Here is a 21,846-nt window from a genome sequence, read left to right as displayed (position 1 = left end):
TGGGACGCCTCTCGGACCCGCGTCATTCCTGCGTGTTCCTCATTTTGTGACGTAAATCACAGGCCCTCGTGACGGATGCCATAGGGCAGAGTCGTCTCGCGACGTATCTTCCCTTCAGCAAGACAACAAATTCACATTTGCCGGGAAGCAATGATGAAAAAGATCCAGGATGTAACCAGCAAGAAGTGCTGGCGCGAGCGGGTAACGGCGGAAATCACAGTAGCGCACCTGGTGGAGTTCGCGCGTGAAACAGGCGGCGAGATTTCATTGCAGCAGGCTGCGAATTTCCTGAACGAAAACGGCCAAGCTTACGAGATGTGGATGCACATGATGCGGGCGGGCGAAGAGTTCATCAAGGCCAACATCAACCCGCGTATGCCGGTGCAAAGCATCCGCGAAACAGAAGTCGCACGGATGGTTAATTAAACAAGTTTTGACCCTCCCCTATAGGGCCAATGCCGTGGGATCGAGAAACCCTTCGGCCTGAAGTAGACGTACTGAAGTTGCATTCATACCCGACCGGTGCTCCTGATAACGAAGGATCCGGCGCCTGGATAATCAAATGCACGAGGGACGCATCTTCTGCGTCCCTCTCTTTTTCAGTAGAGCGTCATCACCATCCAGAAGACTTTGCTCGGATAGGTTGGGCTGGCTGCGAAGCACACGCCGAGAGAATAGGTCGTGGAATTGCGATCGTCCGCGAGGTTCTTCAGTTTCGAGGGAAGCTCAGCTGGGTTCGGCGTGGCCCACACCATCACTTCGTGAACGTTCGGCAGATTTTTCGCTTCATGGCTGTCGAGATGGTCCTTATGCGCCATGTCGCACGCCATCTTGCCGAGTTCCGGGAGCGCATGTTCCGTGGCTGGTGGTGATCCGGCGGCGCGACGCATGGCGGCGAATTTGTTTATCACAATGCCTGCGGCTTCCGAAGCCGAAGTGACACCTATGCGCTCGGCAAAGTCTTCGGTGACCCAGACCAGGTTGCCGCTGCGAAGAACGCCCACGCCAACGGAATTGAACTTGGCGCCGAGGATGTTCGCGCGATGGCCCGGCGAGTGCATGAACTCAACGTGTGCGTGCTGGACGTTGGCGTCGTAGGCGACGTTTTCTCCGGCAGCATTGAAGCTGATGCCGGTCACGGAAACCCGTTCGCGCAACGCAGGTTCTTCCGCCAGGCGATGGCTGAGTTCGTGCTTCTCGACCATTAATTGGGTATGCACGCGAGCGGCGCGAGTTAGACGATCATCTTTAATCAGCGGCGCGAGGCCACGCTGGGTCCGTTCCTGGTTGATAAGAGCGATGATTTCGTCCTCGGCCTTGGGGTCGAAATCGCTAGCGCGCTGGCCGGCTGCGAACAGCGGAGCGCTCAGAAGACAAAGAATCAAAAGACGTTTGAACAATGGAATCAATCCAAAGGAATCATAAATGGGACCGTGCGAGGGGGACGGTATAGATATAAACACCGCGAGCAGTGGAAAAGTTCCGCTTCCGCTTTTTCTTCGCCCCACTTACAATCACCAGAACAACAGGTGTCTCCCTATGGGCTCCCTTATTTTTGCGGCCAGCGTCAGCGCAGTGGTTGCTTTCGCAATCACCTACTTCGCTCTTCGCTCGCAGTCCGCCGCGGCCGTGGCACGGCTTTCGGTCGCCGAGCGCGAACTGGTAACCGCACGCATGGAAGCAGCGAATAAAAGCTCGCAGGCTTCGCAACTCGACCGCGAACTCGCTGGGCTGCGCGCTACTTTGGACGCTGAAAAGAAGGCTGCTGACGAAAAACTTGCCGCGGTCCTCCAGGCACGCGACGACATGAAGGCACAGTTCGAGGCGCTTGCCGCATCCACGCTTCAAGCCAATAGCCGGTCATTCCTTGATTTGGCGCAGACCAAGCTTACCGATTTCCAGAACCAGGCCAAGGGCGATCTCAACGAACGGCAGCAAGCCATTGAGAACCTGGTTAAGCCGATCCACGAGAGCCTGACGAAATTCGACGGACAGATCCAGCAGATTGAAAAATCGCGCAACGAGGCATATGGATCGCTGCTGAACCAACTGCAGACGCTGACGCAGTCGAATGACCAGCTGCGGGTGCAGACCGGAGCGCTGGTTACCGCGCTGCGCGCGCCACAGGGGCGCGGACGTTGGGGGGAAATCCAGTTGCGTCGTGTTGCCGAGATGGCGGGGATGATCAATCGCTGCGACTTCCTCGAGCAGGAACACCTCTCTACGGAAGACGGCGGTCTGCGTCCGGATATGGTCGTGAAGCTGCCCGGCGGCAAGACCGTGGTCGTTGACGCGAAGACTCCGCTTGCGGCTTATTTGAGCGCGCTCGAAGCGACGAGCGATACCGAGCGCGCTGAGTTTCTGCGGCAGCACGCGGCGCAGGTTCGGGTGCACATCAAGAAATTGGGAGCGAAGAGCTACTGGGAGCAGTTTGAAAATGCTCCTGAGATGGTCGTGATGTTCCTGCCGAACGAAGCGTTCTTCAGCGCTGCGCTTGCCGAAGATCCGACGCTGATCGAAGCGGGCGTTGCCGACAAGGTCATCATCGCGTCGCCGACTACGCTGATCGCGCTGCTCCGCGCTGTCCATTACGGATGGCAGCAGCAGGAGATCGCGCGCAATGCGGTCGAGGTCAGCCAACTTGGCAAAGATCTCTACGAACGGTTGTGCACGATGGTGGGCTACTTCGAAGACGTGGGCGGCAAACTGGATGGCGCGGTGAAGGCATACAACAAAGCTGTGTCGTCGCTGGAATCGCGTGTACTTTCGAAGGCGCGCAAGTTTCCCGACCTCGCCATACAAATCAAAGAAGAGATCCCGCAGATCGAACAGATTGAGCCCACCACGAAGAAACTTCAGGCAGGCGATTGGACCCAGGAAGCCGAACAACTTCCGCTTGTGGATAAGGCCGGCGTCTGAAAACTCGAAAGTGCGCAGTGCGTGTGCGATAATTTCGCCGCCATGAAACGTTTTAATTCTGCGATTCTTCTGCTGCTCTCCTCTACCCTGTTCGCGCAAACGCCTGCGCCCCAGCAGCCACCGGACAACGCTCCAGCGTTCGTGAAACAGGTTCGCGAACTTTTGAAAGACGGCAAGGTATCCGACGGCCTGGCAGTTTACGAGAACGTCTTAAAGTCGGACCCCGACTCGCAGGATGCCAACATCGGCGCCGGTGCGCTGCTCGATGTGATGCAGCGCGGTCCGGAAGCTCGCAAATATTTCGAGCATGCGATCGCGACTGCCAAGAGCGATGACGACAAGTCGAACGCCAATCGCGCGATGGCGATGTCGTGGGCGTTCGAGGGCAATTGTCCGCAGACGGTGCTCTACCAGCAGAAAGTGCTCGACATCGCGAAGGCGAAGAACGACCTGAATCGTGCTGCTGAGATCGCCAACGAAGAAGCGCGCGCCTGCATTGATAGCGGCGACATCGAGACCGCCGGCGTTTGGTACGAGGAAGGCCACAAACTCGCACTGAGCCAGCCGAACCTGACCGACGCGCAGAAGGACCTGTGGAATTTCCGCATGGCACACGCGGAAGCACGGCTGGCGGTGCGCATTAACGAAGGCGACGATCCATGGCAGCACGTCACTGCGGCCAAGGCGATTCTCGACAAAGGCAATATCGAGCAGCAGAAGCCGTTCTTCCCTTACCTTGTCGCGTACGTGGCGTATTACCAGGGCGATTACAAGAAGGCGCTGGAGAATTTCCAACAAGGGAACCAGAACGATTCGTATATCCAGTGCATGATTGGTCAGACCTACGATCGGCTCGGAGACGCTGCGCACGCGCAGGAGTTTTACAAGAAGGCCGCTACCGCTACGGGACACAATCCGGCGGCTGCCTACGCGATCCGGGTCTGCAAGCCGAAAGCGAAGTAAGTTTTATCGGCAGTGAGTTGAGAGGTATTGGATGAAACGCGCCGCACCTTCGCGGCGCTCTTCACTTGTCCACTCGGGGATGTATGCCACGGCCTGTCCGCATACGGTGAAGGAATCGCCCATCGCTTTGCGGATCTCTGGGATGTCGGGAATCTCGGCCGCCGATTTCAAAATATAGAGTTCAAATTGTGGAGCTTTGCCCTTGTCAGCAAGGGCGTGGATCGGATCGTTGTCCGCGATAGACCGCACAACGAATGCGCGTCCGCTGCGGAGGCGTGGGTCGGTGAAAGAGAAATCGCGTTCCGACTGGCGCAGCTTGGCAATGGCGGGAATTTGCGAGGAGTAGAGCACGCGCACCGGGAGTTCCGGGCCGTGCCGCCGGCAGGAGACTGCGAAGAACAGCAACGCGCACGTGAGCCAAGCTCGCTTCACGAATCGAGCATAGCGCAGTTGCATGGTTGCGATTCGTTCGGCACCATTGGCGTCAACAGAGTGGTGCCCCACCCTTATCCGATGGCGGACAGGGTGGGGTGTTGATCTACGCTTTCAGCGCTTTCCGCTCTTTCAGCTCGGTCAGCATCTTGTCGATCTGGTCGTCTTTCTCGAGCATGTTCAAGCGGTGCTCGATGTCGTCGCCCGCGATGACCTCGACCTTGGCCTGTCCGATCGCTTCGTCGCGCTGGATGCGCGTCTTCATGCGCTCCAGAGTCGCGACCTTGTTGCGATCGTCGGCGGCGAGCTGCGCAGTGGTGGCTTTGTCCATCGATCGCGCGCGGCGAGATTGTGCAATCAGCAGGTCGGCCTTGGCGTGAGCCTCGGCGAGCTTCGCATCGAGCTTCTGCAGCGACTGCTTCAGGATCTCGACCTGCGCCCGCTGATCGGCGATTTGCTCGTCGAAGCTGGCGGTGAATTGCTTGTAGCCGAGGGCGCGATCGAGCGCTGCGCGCGCCAGGTCGTCCTGTTTCTTATCGACGGCGAGTTCGGCTTTGCGCATCCACTCGGCCTCCTTGTCCACGTTCTCTTTCTTCTTCTTCTCGAGCAAGTGGAGGTCGGCGATGGCGATGGCCACCTGGGTCTTCACCTGCAGGAACTGGTTCTGCATGTCGAGAATGATCTGCTTGAGCAGCTTCTCGGGATTTTCCGCCCGGTCCACCATGTCGTTCAGGTTTGCCCGGATAAGGGTTGCGACACGTTCCAACAGTGCCATGACGATCTCCTACCCAGGGGCTAAAGCCCCCGATTCTCTAAGTTCTCATCGGCAGCGCTGAAGCGCTGCCCTGATACAAATCTGCGGCTTCTGCAAATCTGCGGCTTCTGCAAATCTGCGGCTTCTACAAATCTGCTGCTTCTACAAATCTGCGGCTTCTGCAAAGCTGCTGGTTCTACAAATCTGCTGGTTCTGCAAAGCTGCTGGTTCTACAAATCTGCGGCTTCTGCAAAGCTGCGCGGAGGCTCGCACCTCCGCGCGTGTGTTCGTTACGCCCCTGCCCCTTTTGCCCTGCCGTCGTCCGGAGGCAGCACATCTGGCTTCGGTGCCTTGTCGCCAATGGTGCGTACCCTCGACAGCAGGTCTGCCATCTTCATGCCGCTCAGTGCCTCGAACAGCGCCGGTACCTGCGCGGCCATTTCCGCGATATCGCCGGTGATCTTGTGCGCCCCAGCCGACGAACCGTTGCCGGTGGAAACGATCGTGATCTTGTCCACCTGGCTGAGCGGGGTGGCCAGAGCGCGAACGATCTCGGGCATGTTGCTGAGGAGTTTGTCGATGACCGCGGCCTGGTTGTACTCCTGGAAGGCCTCGGCCTTCACGTTCATCGCCTTCGCCTCGGCTTCACCTTTTTTGAAGATGATCTCGGCTTCGGCTTCGCCCTGAGCGCGAATGGAACTCGAACGGCCTTCGGCTTCCATCATCAGGCGCTGGCGTTCGGCGGAGGCGAGCGTCTCGATGCGGGCCTTTTCGATTTCCGCGCCCTTCAGCACGGTGGCGATCAGTTCCTTCTCGTGGCGCAGGATTTCCGCTTCCTGCACTTTCACCTGTTCCTGCTTCTCGATCTGCTGCACCTTCACGCTTTCAGCGATCACCTGCTGCTGCATGACGTTGGTCTGGATTTCGTAAGCCTTGTCGGCCTGCGCCTGCTGCTTCTTCACCATTTCCTGGTAAGCGGCTCGCTTGACCTCCAGATCGCGCTGCGCTTCCGCCTGCTTCGCCTGCGAAGCCGTCTCGGCAGCGACTCTTTCCTGGTCGGCTTGTGCGCGGGCAACCGCAGCTTCGCGCTGTGCGGCCGCTTGCTTGATGGCGGTATCGCGCTCGGCTTCAGCGGTTGCGATGTCGGCATCGCGCTTAATGCGCGCTACATCCGGTCGGCCCATGTTGGTGATGTACTGGTTCTTGTCGCGAACTTCCTTGATGGTGAAACTGATGACTTCAAGGCCCATCTTGCTCATGTCGTCGGCGCAAGTCGCGCGCATGCGATCGCCTACCATCTCGGGCTGCTTCACGATTTCTTCCACCGTGAGCTGGCCGATGATGCCGCGCAGGTGGCCTTCCATCACCAGGCGGATCAGGCCTTCGCGCTGTTGCGGCGTCTTGGTGAGGAACTGTTCAGACGCCGTCTGGATCGAGATCGGGTCGGACTTCACCTTGATCTGCGCCACCGCTTCGACCGTTACCGCGACGCCCTGCTTGGTATAGAGGTCCTGCTGCGGCGCCACATCGAACGACATCAGTTCGAGTGAAAGCTGCAAGCAGTTTTCGACCATTGGGAAGATGACGGTGCCCTTGCCCTTGATGATGCGCGTCCCGCGGAATCCGTACACCACGAGCGCCTCATGCGGGCCCGCTTTGCGGTACAAGCGCGCCATCATCATCATGAGAAACATGACGACGACTACGATCAGGCCGGTGATCACCACCACGTCTCCAGGAATTTTCGAAAGTAAATTCATACGCCCCCTTCGGCGAATATCACGTCTCTACAACACGGGCCTGCAAGCGCCCGCCGAAACTTTTCAATGCCTCACTACCGGCACCATCGGCTCGAGTTCGCGGACCATGCGGTCGGCTTCTGCCAGGCCGAGATAAATCTCATCACCAGCGTGGGTGCGAATGTGCACGCAACGATTGCCGCCCCAGATATAGGCGCGCATCTTGCCGATGCCGCGAATTCCCCATCCACCAAAATCTGTCAGCGGATTGCAGGCGCGCGCTTCAAATGTCTGGATGTCCGTTGCCGGGATAAACCGGAACGGCATGCCGAGCGAACGTATCTCCACACCGGCGGTCGTGATGCGATATTGAAATCCTGTCCAAGCCCAGATGGCACACGCCAGGAGGATCACGCCTACTGTCGCTAGAACTCCCCGCGCCGGCCCGACCGCCGGCAGAAGGAACCCACCGCCAATCATGGCCAGCGCAACCACGCTGAAAACTCCGCCCAGCGTGCTCGAGTTGTGCACAAATTCCGCAATAAGCTGCCCGCCATCCGCGTCAGCACGTTTCTTCACGCCCTGGATTCGCACGACTTCGCCAACCACCAGCACCACGCCGAAGAGAATGCTCCAGATGCCAATCGGGAAATCGAGTGTCGTCGCTTCTTTCAGCGCGACCTTCAAGGTCGCATGCGTCAGCATCACGAACAGCCCAATGCCCCAGTACTCGAAGGTGAGGCAGGCCCACGCGAGCCCGCTCTTCTGATCGAAGCGGCTAGCAAGAAAGGTGAACAGGCACAGCAAGCCAAACGCGATCGGCACGATGACGGTGAAGAACTGTCCCTTGGGCGCCCATCCGTTGGGCACGCCCGCCGCGTTGAAGTGCGAGGCGATCACCGCCGGCAGACGGTCGTAGACGCTCCAGATCTCGTAGACCATCGCGACCAGCCCCAGCCAGGGCACCAGCAACGCGATTTTCCAACCCTTACTCATAATTTCTCCGCTTACTTTCCGTCCTGCGACTGCGACGACTGCGTCAACGAGGCTTCCAACTCATCCCATCGGCGCACATAGGCAATTCCGCTTTCATACTTCGTCACCACAACTTCGGTTCCCTTCGGAATCGCTTCGCCGGTCTCGCTGCGCGCTCCGCATACCTGGCGCACGCCTTCCTGCACAAAGACCAACTCGCCGGTGCCGCCTTCGCGAATCGGATTCGAGAGCTGTCCGAGGACGCCAATCTTTTCGTAGTCGGCCGGATCGAGGTCGCCGCTGTCTTTCATCAGCACCTTGGCCATGAACAGGAACACCAGCGAGCCGCCGAGTAGGCCCGCGACGGTCGCGAGCAGCACGATCCACGATCCGAGCGTCTGCTCATGCACCGTCAGCAGATACCCCGCGCCACCGAACCACGCCAGGAAGGCCATGAGCGTCGCGAAGTTGAAGACCGAAACGCCACCCTTCGCTCCTCCGCCGCCCGCGTGGCCATGCGCATGAAATCCACCGTGCCCAAAGTGGAAGTGTCCGTGCGGCATATGCACGCTTCCCGACACCACGGCAAACACGCTCATGACCAGCCCGACGAGAAAACAGACGAGATAAAACGCTGCCCAACTCATACGTGCGCTCCAGCACTACCCAAACGTTGCCAACCCGGTTTCCGGCTTGCGCGGATTGCTCTGCAAAACTTCCAACAGCCGTTCCACCAAATCCGGAGTCTCGAGAATGTGACTCAACAGCACCAGGCATCGCCGCGAGTCCGGATGCTTCGCCAACTGCAACAACGCGTGCGCCGTCTTCGGATCTCGACGAAACTTCTCCGCCCCGCTGATCAGCCAGAGATCCAACTGGTCCTCCATCACGCGCATGTCGGACATGAGGAACTCGTGGTATCCCTCGGGGTCGTCCACAAGGTAGCCGGGGTGCACCTTGAAGAAGCGCGCCAGCAAGAGTCGCGTCTGGTTGGTGAGGTGCGGCCGCGCGCCACTCTCGATCTGCGACAAATACGACTGGCTGATCGACTGCCCGGCTTCTTCACGGATCGCTTTGGCCAGTTCCTGCTGGGTCATTTCACGATCCATGCCGCGAAGGGTGCCTTCGACCTCGCGGAGGTAGCGGATTTTTTCTCCAAGTCTCATAGAAGTTCTCTATTACGATTTGCGATATTAATATTGCAATCTGCGATTGTCAAGGAGTGTATTTGGCGTAGGATCAATGATTTCCGGGTTTTTCGACGATGGCGTCCCTCGAGATCGCTGTTTGCGATAGAATGTAGTAACGTTGCTACGTTGGAGCTGCGGCATTATGGCCATCACAAAACTATCCAGCCGAGAGTTCAACCAGGACACCGGCAAGGCGAAGCGAGCGGCGAAGAAGGGACCCGTCTTCATTACTGATCGCGGGCGGCCGTCGCACGTACTGCTCACGGCGGAGGAATACGAACGAATCACGGGGACACAACAGAGCGTCGCGGAGCTGCTGGCGATGCCGGAGGCCGCAGCAATTGAATTCGAGCCACCTCGCCTGCGTGGCGACCTTCACAAACCGGTGGATCTCGACTGATGCACATCCTCGATACCAATGTGGTTTCTGAGTTAAGAAAAGGTACGAAAGCAAATCGCAACGTGAGAACGTGGGCACAGGCACTCCCGGCTGCCAGCTTATTTCTGTCAGCGATTTCAATATTGGAATTGGAACTCGGCATTCTGCTGGTTGAGCGGCGCGATCCGAAGCAAGGTGCGGTACTTCGAAGTTGGATGAACAAGCATGTTTTGCCCGCGTTTGACGGTCGCATCCTGGCAATGGACACTGAAGTGGCTCAACGATGCGCCGCACTCCACGTGCCAAATCCGCAGTCAGATCGCGATGCGATCATTGCCGCCACTGCGCTGGTTCATGGCATGGCGGTCGCGACCCGTAACGTGAAGCACTTTCAGCCTCTGGGCGTTGCCATCGTTGACCCGTGGCAGGGGTAAACACCAAGGCCCCACCCTCCCCGGTGGGGCCTCGTCGCCAGCGTTGAAATTTCAGCTAGCGATAATCGTCGCGGTCTCCGCGGTGTTCGCGTCGCTCGTGCCGCTCATGCTCTCGTCGCTCGCGCTCCTCAAGCTCGCGACGGTTACGTGCATCGCGATCGTAGTAGCGGCCGTTGTAGTACCCCGGCTCGTACGCGTTGCCGTAGTAGCCGTTGGTCACCCGCTGCGAGAAACTCCGCTGGTAATAGTTGCCGTTGGCGTCGTAGCCCTGCGTGGTGCAGATCTGACGGTCACCGTCTCCATCCAGTCGGCAGTAGGTTTGCTGCGCGAACGATGGGATAGCCAGGCTCGCCAGGGTTGCCAATCCGATGATGATTTTGCTCTTCATAACTTCCTCCCTTGAGCGGTCGACCTAGTTGAGTTGGCCGTCTCTTGTGTCAGTTGAGGAAACACGAGGAGCTTGCGATTGTCGCGACTCTAGGTACCGCAAAGGTGGGAGATTGCGATGACACTTCGTTCATCGGGTAGATACGAAGAATTACATTCCCACTTCCATCCGCGAGCGCGGATCAAGGTAGTCGCGCAGGGCGTCGCCAATGAAGTTGAACGAGAGCACCGCGAGCATTACTGCGAGTGCGGGAAAGATGACGATGTGCGGCGCGTCGAAGAGATGCGAGCGGGCGTCGTTGAGCATGGTGCCCCAGCTTGCTGTCGGCGGCGGAACGCCGAGGCCGAGGAAACTCATCGTGGCTTCGGCGAGAATTGCGCCGGCCATGCCGATTGCCGCCTGCACAATCACCGGTTGAATAATGTTGGGCAGGATGTGACGCGTGATGATGCGGAAGTCGCTTGCACCGAGTGCCCGCGCGGCTTCCACGTATTCGCGATCGCGCACGGCGAGAACTTGCGCGCGTACTAATCGCGCATAGCCCACCCAGCCACCGATGATGAGGGCGAAGATGAGGTTCCAGATCCCAGGGCCGAGAAACGCTACGAACGCGATTGCCAGCAGGATTCCCGGGAACGAGAGGAACGCGTTCATCACTACGATGTTGAAGAAGCGATCGAACTTTCCGCCGTAGTAGCCCGCGAGCGACCCGAAGAGGATGCCGAGGGACAGCGATCCTGCGACCACGCAGCTTCCCACGAGCATGGAGATGCGCGAGCCGTAGATCACACGCGAGAGTAGGTCGCGGCCAAGTTCATCCGTTCCGAACCAATGTGCGTGCGATGGTGTCTGCAATCGCGCGGGAAGGCTGAGCTGTGCGGGATCGTAGGGCGCGAGAAGCGGCGCGAAGATTGCACAGAGGACGAAGAATATGACGAGGATGACTCCTGCGGTTGCGAGCGGGTTGTAGCCGGCGGCGCGGCGCCACGCGGGCATTGGAGTTGCGAGCGTTGCCACTCTATTCCTTCACCGCGATGCCGAGCGCCTTCATCTTGCGATACATGTGGCTGCGCTCAAGGCCGAGCACCTCGGCGGTGCGGCTGATGTTGCCGTGGTTCTCATCGAGCTTTTTCAGGATGTAGTCGCGCTCGTAGGCGGCGCGCGCCTGGTGCAGAGTGCTGAACTCGCCAAAGCCGCGCCGCGAGCCCTCGCGATAGACGAGCGGCGGCAGGTGCTTGCGGTCGAGCTTGCTCACCGTGGGATTCATGATGACCACGCGCTCGATCACGTTGCGCAACTCGCGCACATTGCCGGGCCACGAGTAGCGCATGAGGGTATCGATTGCGTCGTCGGTAATTTCTTTCGGACGGCGGTTGTACTGCGACGAAATCTCGCGCAGGAAGTGCCGCACCAGGAGCGGGATGTCTTCCTTACGATCGCGCAACGGGGGCACGTAGAACGGAATGACGTTCAGTCGATAGAAAAGATCTTCGCGGAAATTGCCCTTGTTGATTTCGTCTTCCAGATCTTTATTGGTAGCGGCGATCACGCGCGCATCCACCCGCACCGGCTCATCGCTGCCGACGGGTTCGAACTTGCCTTCGTCCAACGTCCGGAGGACCTTCGACTGCGTCTTCAGGCTCATGTCGCCCACTTCGTCGAGAAAGAGCGTGCCGCCGTCGGACTTGAAGAACTTCCCTTCCTTGTCGGTGGTCGCGCCGGCGAAGGATCCCTTGCGGTGCCCAAAGAGTTCGCTCTCGATCAGGTCTTCTGGAATTGCCGCGCAGTTGACTTCGACGAACATCGCGTCCTTGCGCAAACTCTGCGCGTGGATGGCGCGCGCCGCCAGCTCTTTGCCCGTGCCACTCTCGCCGTAGATCAGTACGCGTCCGTTGGTCGGGGCCATCAGGCCGATTTGCTGGCGCAAAGCTTTCATCGGGATCGAATCACCGACGATCACGCTCTTCGATTGCAGCTGGCGTTTAAGTTCGAGGTTCTCGCTGCGCATGCGCTTGGAGTCGAGCGCGTTCTTGATGACGATCAGCGTCTTATCAATCGAGAGCGGCTTCTCGAGGAAATCGAACGCACCGAGTTTCGTTGCGCGCACCGCGGTTTCGATGGTGCCGTGGCCGGAGATCATGATGACCTCGGGATGGTCCTCGATTTCCTGGATCTTCTCCAGTGCATCGAGGCCGTCCATGCCGGGCAGCCAGATGTCGAGCAGGACCACGTCGTAGGGTTTGCGGCGCAGGCCGTCCAGGCACTGCTCGGCGGTCTCAGCCGTAGCAATGCTGTAGCCCTCGTCCTCAAGGACGCCTTTCAGCGTCTCGCGGATTGCGGCTTCGTCATCAACGATCAGAATGTTGTGCATGCTCGGCTGCTGTCGCGATCGCGCTCTCCGGCGCTACCGGCAACTCCACGATAAATCGGGTGCCGACAGGAGAGTTCTCTTCCACGCGAATCGTTCCGTGATGATCTTCGATGATGCGGCTCACGATAGCAAGCCCCAGCCCGGTTCCACGCTGCTTCGTCGAAAAATACGGCAGGAAAAGCTTCTCTTTGACCTCGCTGGTCACGCCGTGGCCAGTGTCGGCGACGACGATCTCCACCATATCGCGGCTGCCCGTGAGGTTTGTCGCGATCTGGATCTCGCGGAGCATGGAGGAGTTCAGTGCTTCGGCTGCATTGTCCACCAGGTTTGCGACGGCGCGCTTCACCGCCGCGGGATCGGCCATCACCTTCGGCAAATCGGGCGCGAGGAAGGTTGTGACCCGAATCCCTTCCAGCCTTCCTTCAAACATCAGCAGCGCACTCTGCACTACCTCGTTGATGTCCGACGCCTGCGGCTGCGATGCCGGGAACCGCGCCAGCGCCGAGAACTGGTCCACCAGGTTGCGCAGCGTTTCGACAGAGCTTGCAATCGTGTCTGAGCAACTGTGGATCACCGCCAGCGAATTTGCGTCCGGCTGCAACCCGCGGTCGAGATGCCGACGAATGCGTTCTGCGGCCAGCGCAATCGGCGTCAGCGGGTTCTTGATCTCATGCGCTACGCGCCGCGCAACTTCGCGCCATGCGGCCTGCTTTTGCGCCTTCAGCAAGTCTGAAAGATCTTCCACGACGATCACATAGCCGAGGCGGAATGCCGAATTTCGAGGCCGCGGGTCCAGCGACGACACCGTCATGGCCACATTCAACTGCACACGTGGCGTCGAGACTTCCATCTGGCTGGTGGTCGTGCCCATGCGATCGGCGCGACGCAGCATGTGTTCCAGATCGTGCACCACATCTTCGGGGAAAATGTCTGTCAGCGTAGTGCCTGGATTCGCCGTATAGCCTTCTGACAGTCTCGCCAGCCGCCGGAATGCCGTATTCACGCGGGTAACGTGGCGCTGGGCATCCAGTGAAAGCACGCCGGTCGGGATGGTTTCGAGGATGGTCTCAAGATACCGACGCCGTTCCTCGATTTCGACGTTCGCCATCGCAAGCTCTCGGGTGGAAGCATCGATCTTTTCGCGGCTGCTCTCCATCTGCGCCGCCATGCTGTTGAACGACTTCACCAACTCCCCGAGTTCGTCCTGCGCCGCCACATCCACGCGGTAATCCAGTCGTCCCATCGCCATTTCGCGCGTCGCTTCGGCCAAGGCCACCAGCGGACGCGTCACCAGCTTCGACAAATAGAACGCCACCCACGTGGAGGCGAACAATACCAGCGCTGTCAGCAGCAGCAGGAACCCCATGTAGGTGCGGCGAATGAGTTTGCGCTGCTGGTGCAGTTCCCAATACTGCTGTTGGCTGAACTCAATGTCTTTCAACTGCTGCGAGTAATTTGCAGGCAGCGGAATCGCCACCAGGATGCGGCCGTTCTTGCCGATGGGCGCTACACCCACCATGAAGTCGCGTTGGCCAATCTGTATCGAGTGCGGATGATCGGGCGGTTGCGGCGCAAGAATTCCCGGCGTCTGCGCCCGCAACTGACGCCACGGCTGCGGAGCGTGGAACTCGGCCTCGGCGTTGTCGTCTTGCAGAGCCACGGAAAAGCCGCCCTGCAGCGTCGCCTCGTGACGGCGCATCTCTTCTACGACCTTGGAAAAGTTGCCGGTTTGGTAGGCCTTGTCTACCTCGACGCCCTCCGCAATGCTCAGGGCTTCGGCATTCGCATTCGCAATCGCGTAGTTCGCCAGCAGCGACGCCACGCCCTCGGCGCGCGCTCTTACCTCTTCAATCGGCTTGGAGAACCAGCGGTCAATCGAGCGGTTCATCAGCCCATAGGCAAAGATGAACATGATGATGACCGGCCCGAGCGAAATCCCGAGGGCGCCAAGCACCATCTTGGTACGGAAGCGCGAGCCAAACACCCGGCTCTGGCTGTCGAAATACAGCTTCACCAGGTTCCGCAGCAGCACAAACACCAGCGCCACGAAGAGCAGGAAAATCAGCGCTGAAAGTGCCGCAAAGATGAGAGTTTGCTGGGAAGTATCGGGATGCAGGAAGGTAAGGTTGAAGGCCGCCTGCGAGAAGATGATGGTGAAAAGGACGAAGATGAGGACAGCAAGGACGATGGCAATAATCGTCCGCTTGCGACGAGTGTCGGGGGGACGAATTGGTTCCGGCGCAGCCACCTTGGGGGTCACACGATTATAGAACGCATTTCGCCGGAAAAAGATTCGGTATGTTGGTTAATTCAATGGGTTTTTTCGGGTGAGACAGTCGGCGGCGGAGCCGGATTTGTCGTAATAGATGACGCCACTTTCGTCGGAACAGAAGGCGCGAAACCCGGACTTTCCGGGAATCACCGGCACTGCGACGAGCGCGTAGTGTCTTACATGGCCATCCGAGTCGGCTACGCAATCTCTAATTGAGAGCCTGTAACCAGAGCGCTGGGGGACGGACTCTGAGAGATACCACCACTCGTCCAGTTCAACGGCTTGGGGCCCAATCGGATGCAGTTTTGGAAATTCGCAAGCATAGCCTCGCGATGCAAAAGTTGCCGCATACCTTTGTTGAAACGTCGTCAAAGTTCGGACCGCTCCAACCGTGCTTGCCTCGTTCGCGGCTTGGCGCATATAGGGCCCATCAAACGAAGGTATGGCGACGACCGCCAGCAGGAGAATGAAAGCCACGATCCCGACCGTAACTCCAAGCCGTCTCTCCCACGGCCGTATGACTCCGACGGCGATTGGCTTCGCCAGTTCCATGCCGCAACCTTAGAATCGGCGCCCCGCAGAGTCAACCATCCTTCGGGAAACCGCCCCCTTCCGGTCTTGCCCCCAAAGTAACTTGACCTCCCCCGCTTTGTTGCCGGATTGTGTACCGAGCTTCAGAGAGTTACCCCAGCTGTTTCATGTACTCGCGGGCGGTCCTTACAGCGGATCGCGAGCGGGTTAATGTCTGCATCCGGGAACTCAGGTATTTTTCTTGGGATCTCTCAGCGGGTCTGCTAGTAGGCGCAGGACAAAATGAAATTTAAGGTGACGGACGACTGGGAAAAGGGTAACTTTCCAGCAACTATTCTGGATTGACAATTAGTGTCATACCGCATAGGATTCGCGTCACTACAAACGTTTAAGTTTCCCCCAAAAGTTGTTGAAAATGCGGGTAGGGGATAGCTCCCTTCCCAAGGCTCGAAAAGTTAAATCCGGGGTCCCTGCCGCTACGTTTACGAGTGGGCAGGTTGGTCAGGGGAGTTAGGCATGTCTCAGAGGTTGGGCGATCTTCTTGTTCGCGAGAAGGTCATCACCGCCGAGCAGTTGGAACAAGCACTCAGGGAACAAGGCTCCAGCGGCACGCGTCTTGGTGCGGCCCTGGTGAAGCTTGGTTTTCTCTCGGACGATGACGTCACCAACTTCCTCTCCCGTCAGTATGGCGTACCCGCCATCAACCTCAACTATTTCGAGATCGATCCTTCCGTCGTAAAACTCATTCCTTACGACACTGCGAAGCGTTACCAGATCCTTCCCTTGAGCCGCGTCGGCGCCTCGCTGACCATCGCCATGGTGGATCCCACCAACGTCTTCGCAATGGACGACATCAAGTTCATGACCGGCTTCAACATTGAGCCGGTGGTTGCCAGCGAAAGCGCGATCCTCGAAGGCATCGAGAAGGCCTACAACACCGCTCCGGAAGAAGATCTTGAGTCGGTGATGGCCTCGATGGGTGAGGGTGAGGCCTCCGATATTGAAGTCCAGGCGGACATGGAAGAGGCTGACTCCGCCGACCTCGAGCGCGCCGCCGAAGAAGCTCCGATCGTCAAGCTGGTGAACATGATCCTCACGGAAGCCGTGAAGAAGGGCGCCAGCGACATCCACATGGAGCCCTACGAAAAGGAATATCGCGTACGCTTCCGGATTGACGGCATTCTCCAGACGATGATGAATCCGCCGATGAAACTTCGCGACGCGATCATCTCGCGCGTGAAGATCATGGCAAAGCTCGACATCAGCGAAAAGCGCCTGCCGCAAGACGGCCGCATCATGCTGAAGATGAACCTCCAGGGAAAGAAGAAAGTGCTCGACTATCGCGTCAGCACCCTGCCTACCCTGTGGGGCGAAAAAGTCGTTCTCCGACTGCTCGACAAAGAGAGCCTGCGTCTCGACATGACCAAGCTCGGCATGGAGCAGGAATCGCTCGACAAGTTCACCAAAGCTATCTTCAAGCCGTACGGGATGGTGCTGGTCACCGGTCCCACGGGATCCGGTAAGACGAACACGCTGTACTCCTCGATTTCGCAGCTCAACAAGCCCGACACCAACATCATGACCGCTGAAGATCCGGTCGAGTTCCAGTTGCACGGTGTGAACCAGGTGCAGATGAAGGAACAGATCGGCTTGAACTTCGCGGCGGCCTTGCGCTCCTTCCTGCGTCAGGACCCCAACATCATTCTCGTCGGTGAGATCCGCGACTTTGAAACCGCGGAAATTGCGATCAAGGCCGCATTGACCGGCCACTTGGTTTTGTCGACGCTGCACACCAACGGCGCGCCCGAAACCATCAGCCGCTTGATGAACATGGGTATCGAACCATTTCTTGTCGCGACTTCAGTGCACCTGATTGCTGCGCAGCGCTTGATCCGCCGCATTTGCAGCAACTGCGCCGAAGTCCTCGACCTGCCGCCGCAAGCGTTGATCGAAGCCGGCTATTCGCCGGCCGAGTCCAAGACGGTGAAGATCAGCAAGGGCCGCGGTTGCAGCAACTGCAACAACACGGGATATAAGGGCCGTACCGGCCTTTATGAAGTAATGGAGATTGACGACGAAATCCGGGAATTGATCCTGGTCGGCGCTTCGGCGCTGGAGTTGAAGAAGAAAGCGATCGAGAAAGGCATGATCACGCTGCGTCGCAGCGGCTTGATCAAAGTTTCACTGGGGATCACGACGTTGGAAGAAGTCGCACGTGAAACCGTGCACTAAACGATTCTTGTAACACCAGAACTTTGCGGATGCCACTTCCGCAAGCATGAGGCGATACCATGGCCGTTACTCTTAGCGATCTGTTGAAAAAGATGTTGGAGATGCAGGGCTCTGACCTGCACATCACCACGAACTCGCCGCCGCAAGTGCGGGTTCACGGCAAACTGGTTCCCCTCGACCTGGCGCCGCTAACTCCTGCCGAAACGAAGCAGCTGGCCTATAGCGTCATGACTGACGCCCAGAAGCACCGTTTCGAAGAGGACCTCGAGCTAGATTTCTCGTTCGGATTGAAGGGACTCGCCCGTTTCCGCGCCAACTGCTTCAACCAGCGCGGCGCGTGCGGCTCCGTTTACCGCGTCATTCCATTCGAGATCAAGAACTTCGACCAGCTCGGACTGCCCGCAGTCGTTTCCAAGCTCTGCGATCGTCCGCGCGGCCTGATCCTCATCACTGGCCCGACCGGTTCCGGTAAGTCCACCACGCTCGCGGCCATGATCGACAAGATCAATATTGACCGTCACGAGCACATCATCACCATCGAAGATCCGATCGAGTTCGTGCACCAGCACAAGAACTGCCTGATCAACCAGCGCGAAGTCCACTCCGATACCAAGGGCTTCTCGCAGGCGCTCCGCGCCGCTCTCCGTGAAGACCCCGACGTGGTCCTGATCGGCGAAATGCGCGATTTGGAGACGATTGAATCCGCGTTACGTATTGCAGAAACCGGCCACTTGACGCTGGCTACCCTGCATACCAACTCGGCAAGCTCCACCATCAACCGTATTATTGACGTCTTCCCTTCGCACCAGCAGTCGCAGATTCGCGCGCAGCTCTCGCTGGTGCTGGAAGGCATCATGTGCCAATCGTTGTTGCCGAAGGTCGGCGGTAACGGTCGCGCCATGGCCATGGAGATCCTGGTTCCGAACGCCGCTGTCCGCAACCTCATCCGCGAAGACAAGATCCACCAGATCTATTCGTCGATGCAGACCGGCCAGGACAAGTTCGGCATGCAGACCTTCAACCAGGCGCTGGCAACGCTGGTCGCCCAGAAACAGATCACGATGGAACTCGCCGTGCAGCGCTCGTCGATGCCGGAAGAGTTGCAGGACATGATCGCCCGTGGACACACCCTGCAAGGTCGAGGGGGCACCACAGCCGTTAATGCCGCCGCACCAACGCGGAGATAGCACTCGGGAACGTCACGGGCTAAGCTGTTCCGTGACAGGAGAAACGTATGCCTGTATTTACATTCACTGGCAAGAACGCCACCGGCGAGAAAGTCACCGGCGAGCGTGTCGCCGAAAACAAGCAGGCCCTGGCCAGCAATCTGCGGCGTGAACGAATCCAGCCCGTCACCATCAAGGAGAAGGGCAAAGAATTCGTCATGCCGACATTTGGCGGCGGCAGCGTCAAGACCAAGGACATCGCCATTTTCTTCCGGCAGTTCTCGGTCATGATTGATGCCGGCCTCCCGCTGGTGCAGTGTCTTGAGATTCTCGCGGGCAACCAGGAATCTCAAGCCTTCCAGAAGGCGCTTAACGGCGTCCGGACAACTGTGGAAGGCGGCTCGACCCTGGGCAACGCCATGCGTGGCTACCCCAAGATTTTCGACGACCTTATGGTCAACATGGTGGACGCCGGCGAAACCGGCGGTATTCTCGACACCATTCTTCAGCGTCTCGCGACCTATGTAGAAAAGGCCGTGAAACTGAAGGCGGCCGTCCGCTCGGCGTTGATCTACCCGGTCTCGGTCATCACGATTGCGGTTTTGATCGTCGGCCTGCTGCTGTGGAAGGTCGTCCCGATTTTCGCCAACCTCTTCGTTGGCCTCGGTGCTCCCCTTCCCCTGCCTACGCGAATCGTCATCGGCATCAGTAACTTCCTCGGAAGTTTCTGGTGGATGGTGCCGATCATGGTAGCTGCCGTGTTCTTCGGAGTCCGTGCATTGCGCTCCGACCCGCGTGGCCGCTACTTGACCGACAATTTTCTGCTCCACATTCCGATTATCGGCATGCTGCTGCGTAAGATCGCCGTCGCCCGCTTCACCCGTACCCTGGGCACGCTGATCACCTCCGGCGTTCCGATTCTCGAAGGCTTGAACATCACCGCCCGCACCTCCGGTAACCGCGTGGTGGAAGAAGCGCTCTACAAGGTCCGCAAGTCGATCGAAGAAGGCCGCACCATCGTCGATCCGCTTCGCGAATCCGCTGTCTTCCCCAACATGGTTACGCAGATGATCGGCGTCGGTGAGGCCACCGGTGCAATGGATGCCATGCTCCAGAAGATCGCGGACTTCTACGAAGACGAAGTGGACGCCGCGACCAAGGACTTGCTGACGTTGCTCGAACCCATCATGATCGTGTTGCTCGGCATCATGATCGGCGGCGTAGTCGTTTCGTTGTACCTGCCGCTCTTCTCGATGGTGGCGAAGCTCTCCGGCGGCGGTTAAACCGAACGAGCGGTCATCCCCCGCTCCTAACCTCACGGGGACGCCTTCATGGCGTCCCCAACTTACTTAACGCGGAATTTCCAGCGTGATATCGGAAGATGAATGAGGGCTGAGATCCACGAACGTACCTGGCTTCAGTGGCTGGTCAAGGTACGTATCATCATCATCACCTTCCTGCTTGGAATTGAACTCGCGATCACCAACATCACGCCGAGTTCAGTTTCCACCAGGCTCTTCGTCAGCGTCATCGTGCTCTGGTACACGGTGGCCGCCTTCCTTATTCTTCTCGCTGCCATTTGGCGCGAAACCCGCGTCCAGTCTCATCTCCAGGTTTTCACAGACCTTTTCTTCGTCACCGCGGTCATCTTCGCGACCGGTGGCGTCGACACCTCCTTTAACTTCCTCTATCCGCTGGTCATCATCATGGCCAGCGTGCTGCTCACGCAGACCTGGACTTACATCACCGCGGTCCTCTCGGCGATCGCTTTTACGCTCGTGCTGCAATTGGGATACTGGGGCACCATCCCTTCCTACGGCTTGCAGCACACCGATTCGCGCAGCCTCAACATCGTCATCCTCGTCAACTGGTTCGCGTTCATCGCGGTCGCGTATCTTGCCGGCCGCCTCGCTGGACGCCTTCGCCAAATCGGCGTCGAACTCGCCGACAAGAGCGGTGAACTCCTTAACCTCCAGGCGCTGCATACCAACATCATCCAGTCCATCAGCGCGGGGCTTATCACCACCGGCAACGACGGACTGATTCACGTCGTCAACAAAGCCGCTTCACGTTTTACCGAGCGCGACGAAAACGAACTCATCGGCACTTCCATCAGCGACCACTTTCTCGACCCGTTGCCGATCGTCGCTTCTGCGCCGGTGCATGCCGAAATTCGCATGAAGACACCTACGGGGCGCCAGAAGACTTTCAGCATGATTGGTTCGGCACTGGTGGTGCCGGAGCGCGGCGCCGTCGGCTATATCTACACCTTCGACGATCTGACAGAACTGCGCCGCCTCGAACGCGAAGTGCGCCTCCGCGACCGCCTCTCTGCTGTTGGACGCATGGCCGCCGGCATCGCCCACGAAATCCGCAATCCGCTGACCTCGATCGCCGGATCGACCAAGATGCTCGCCAGCATGTCGGACCTCAACGAAGAGCAACAGACACTCGCGAATATCGTGACGCGAGAATCCGATCGCTTGAACTCGATCATCACCGACTTCCTCTTCTACGCACGTGACAAGAAATTCGAGCTCCGTGAGATTGACGTCATCCCGGTGCTGAATGACACCCTGGTACTGTTGCAACACCGGCCCGGCATGAACGTCGCCATCGAGCGCCGCTTCGAAGCCGACAAAGCTCTCTGCATGGCCGACGGCGACAAGCTCAAACAAGTCTTTTGGAACCTCAGCGACAACGCATGCCGCGCCATGCCCGACGGAGGCACGCTCACCGTCACGGTTCGCCCCGACCATGAAGTCTGGCGGGTGCACTTCGGCGACACTGGCCCCGGCATGACCGGACCGCAACTCGAAAAGATCTTCGAACCCTTTCAAACTGAGTTCTACGGCGGCACCGGCCTCGGCCTCGCCATCGTCTATCAAATTGTGCAAGGCCACGAGGGCAAGATCTCGGTCCGCTCCGCGCCCGGACGCGGCACCGAATTCATGCTCCAACTGAAACGCCCTACAAAACAATCGTTGCTGGCCGAAACCGAACCCGTCTCCGCCGCGGCTTCAAAGGACGTCCGATGAATTTCAGGTTCTGTCATCCTGAGCGGAGATCGCAAAGCGCGCGGAGTCGAAGGACCCCTATCG

At 58.6% G+C, this 21,846-nt stretch carries 20 protein-coding genes; 9 read left to right on the top strand and 11 right to left on the bottom strand.

Features of this window, described 5'->3' with window-relative positions; all coding sequences use genetic code 11:
* The first annotated feature begins 150 nt into the window (after positions 1-150).
* The gene (locus ACID345_RS07250) at positions 151-426 is read left to right on the top strand and encodes a hypothetical protein (protein WP_011522212.1); all 276 of its coding nucleotides are present in this window, start codon (positions 151-153) and stop codon (positions 424-426) included.
* A 173-nt stretch (positions 427-599) separates the two neighbouring features.
* On the opposite strand, the gene ACID345_RS25230 is transcribed toward ACID345_RS07250, so the two are convergent.
* Positions 600-1,400 (bottom strand): CAP domain-containing protein, encoded by an 801-nt coding sequence (locus ACID345_RS25230; protein WP_049761782.1) that lies wholly within the window; start codon positions 1,398-1,400, stop codon positions 600-602.
* 139 nt (positions 1,401-1,539) lie between these two features.
* On the opposite strand from ACID345_RS25230, the gene rmuC reads away from it, so the two are divergent.
* Positions 1,540-2,919 carry a DNA recombination protein RmuC gene (gene rmuC / locus ACID345_RS07240; protein ID WP_011522210.1) on the top strand — a complete coding sequence of 460 codons (1,380 nt, stop codon included), beginning with the start codon at positions 1,540-1,542 and terminating at the stop codon, positions 2,917-2,919.
* Between the two features lie 42 nt (positions 2,920-2,961).
* Positions 2,962-3,882, top strand: coding sequence for a tetratricopeptide repeat protein (locus ACID345_RS07235; RefSeq protein ID WP_011522209.1), 921 nt, complete (start codon positions 2,962-2,964; stop codon positions 3,880-3,882).
* A 3-nt stretch (positions 3,883-3,885) separates the two neighbouring features.
* On the opposite strand, the gene ACID345_RS07230 is transcribed toward ACID345_RS07235, so the two are convergent.
* The 6 genes from ACID345_RS07230 to ACID345_RS07205 form a co-directional block, all read right to left on the bottom strand.
* The gene (locus tag ACID345_RS07230) at positions 3,886-4,338 is read right to left on the bottom strand and encodes a hypothetical protein (protein WP_011522208.1); all 453 of its coding nucleotides are present in this window, start codon (positions 4,336-4,338) and stop codon (positions 3,886-3,888) included.
* 82 nt (positions 4,339-4,420) lie between these two features.
* Entirely contained in the window at positions 4,421-5,089 is a 669-nt protein-coding gene (locus ACID345_RS07225; RefSeq protein WP_011522207.1) for a PspA/IM30 family protein, read from the bottom strand.
* 269 nt (positions 5,090-5,358) lie between these two features.
* On the bottom strand, positions 5,359-6,828 hold the full coding sequence (locus ACID345_RS07220) for a flotillin family protein (protein ID WP_011522206.1): 1,470 nt from the start codon (positions 6,826-6,828) through the stop codon (positions 5,359-5,361).
* Between the two features lie 63 nt (positions 6,829-6,891).
* Positions 6,892-7,803, bottom strand: a complete 912-nt coding sequence (locus ACID345_RS07215) for a DUF1648 domain-containing protein (RefSeq protein WP_011522205.1) — start codon at positions 7,801-7,803, stop codon at positions 6,892-6,894.
* A gap of 11 nt (positions 7,804-7,814) precedes the next feature.
* Complete coding sequence (locus ACID345_RS07210) at positions 7,815-8,429, bottom strand: hypothetical protein (protein ID WP_011522204.1); 615 nt, start codon at positions 8,427-8,429, stop codon at positions 7,815-7,817.
* Between the two features lie 15 nt (positions 8,430-8,444).
* Positions 8,445-8,948 (bottom strand): helix-turn-helix domain-containing protein, encoded by a 504-nt coding sequence (locus tag ACID345_RS07205; protein WP_011522203.1) that lies wholly within the window; start codon positions 8,946-8,948, stop codon positions 8,445-8,447.
* 166 nt (positions 8,949-9,114) lie between these two features.
* On the opposite strand from ACID345_RS07205, the gene ACID345_RS07200 reads away from it, so the two are divergent.
* Both ACID345_RS07200 and ACID345_RS07195 read left to right on the top strand, forming a co-directional pair.
* Positions 9,115-9,372 carry a type II toxin-antitoxin system Phd/YefM family antitoxin gene (locus tag ACID345_RS07200; protein ID WP_041855525.1) on the top strand — a complete coding sequence of 86 codons (258 nt, stop codon included), beginning with the start codon at positions 9,115-9,117 and terminating at the stop codon, positions 9,370-9,372.
* A complete protein-coding gene (locus tag ACID345_RS07195; protein ID WP_011522201.1) occupies positions 9,372-9,785 on the top strand; it encodes a type II toxin-antitoxin system VapC family toxin in 414 nt (137 codons plus the stop codon). Before ACID345_RS07200 ends, ACID345_RS07195 begins: the two co-directional genes overlap by 1 nt.
* A gap of 55 nt (positions 9,786-9,840) precedes the next feature.
* On the opposite strand, the gene ACID345_RS07190 is transcribed toward ACID345_RS07195, so the two are convergent.
* The 4 genes from ACID345_RS07190 to ACID345_RS07175 form a co-directional block, all read right to left on the bottom strand.
* On the bottom strand, positions 9,841-10,173 hold the full coding sequence (locus ACID345_RS07190) for a hypothetical protein (protein ID WP_011522200.1): 333 nt from the start codon (positions 10,171-10,173) through the stop codon (positions 9,841-9,843).
* 150 nt (positions 10,174-10,323) lie between these two features.
* Complete coding sequence (locus tag ACID345_RS07185) at positions 10,324-11,190, bottom strand: ABC transporter permease (RefSeq protein ID WP_011522199.1); 867 nt, start codon at positions 11,188-11,190, stop codon at positions 10,324-10,326.
* Position 11,191: 1 nt separating this feature from the next.
* A complete protein-coding gene (locus ACID345_RS07180; protein WP_011522198.1) occupies positions 11,192-12,544 on the bottom strand; it encodes a sigma-54-dependent transcriptional regulator in 1,353 nt (450 codons plus the stop codon).
* Positions 12,522-14,804, bottom strand: coding sequence for a sensor histidine kinase (locus ACID345_RS07175; RefSeq protein WP_049761779.1), 2,283 nt, complete (start codon positions 14,802-14,804; stop codon positions 12,522-12,524). The genes ACID345_RS07180 and ACID345_RS07175 overlap by 23 nt, the downstream gene beginning before the upstream one ends.
* Positions 14,805-15,863: 1,059 nt before the next feature.
* Here ACID345_RS07175 and pilB point away from each other — a divergent pair.
* The 4 genes from pilB to ACID345_RS07150 all read left to right on the top strand — a co-directional run bounded on the left by pilB (position 15,864) and on the right by ACID345_RS07150 (position 21,783).
* Positions 15,864-17,579 carry a type IV-A pilus assembly ATPase PilB gene (pilB, locus tag ACID345_RS07165; protein WP_011522196.1) on the top strand — a complete coding sequence of 572 codons (1,716 nt, stop codon included), beginning with the start codon at positions 15,864-15,866 and terminating at the stop codon, positions 17,577-17,579.
* A 59-nt stretch (positions 17,580-17,638) separates the two neighbouring features.
* Positions 17,639-18,766 (top strand): type IV pilus twitching motility protein PilT, encoded by a 1,128-nt coding sequence (locus ACID345_RS07160; RefSeq protein ID WP_011522195.1) that lies wholly within the window; start codon positions 17,639-17,641, stop codon positions 18,764-18,766.
* A gap of 47 nt (positions 18,767-18,813) precedes the next feature.
* Positions 18,814-20,028 carry a type II secretion system F family protein gene (locus tag ACID345_RS07155; RefSeq protein WP_011522194.1) on the top strand — a complete coding sequence of 405 codons (1,215 nt, stop codon included), beginning with the start codon at positions 18,814-18,816 and terminating at the stop codon, positions 20,026-20,028.
* Between the two features lie 102 nt (positions 20,029-20,130).
* The gene (locus ACID345_RS07150) at positions 20,131-21,783 is read left to right on the top strand and encodes a two-component system sensor histidine kinase NtrB (RefSeq protein WP_011522193.1); all 1,653 of its coding nucleotides are present in this window, start codon (positions 20,131-20,133) and stop codon (positions 21,781-21,783) included.
* Positions 21,784-21,846 lie beyond the last annotated feature (63 nt).

Source organism: Candidatus Koribacter versatilis Ellin345 (assembly GCF_000014005.1).
GTDB classification, from domain to species: Bacteria; Acidobacteriota; Terriglobia; order Terriglobales; family Acidobacteriaceae; genus Korobacter; species Korobacter versatilis_A.
Note: the sequence above shows the minus strand (reverse complement) of the source record. Positions and strands in the feature narration are given on the sequence as shown.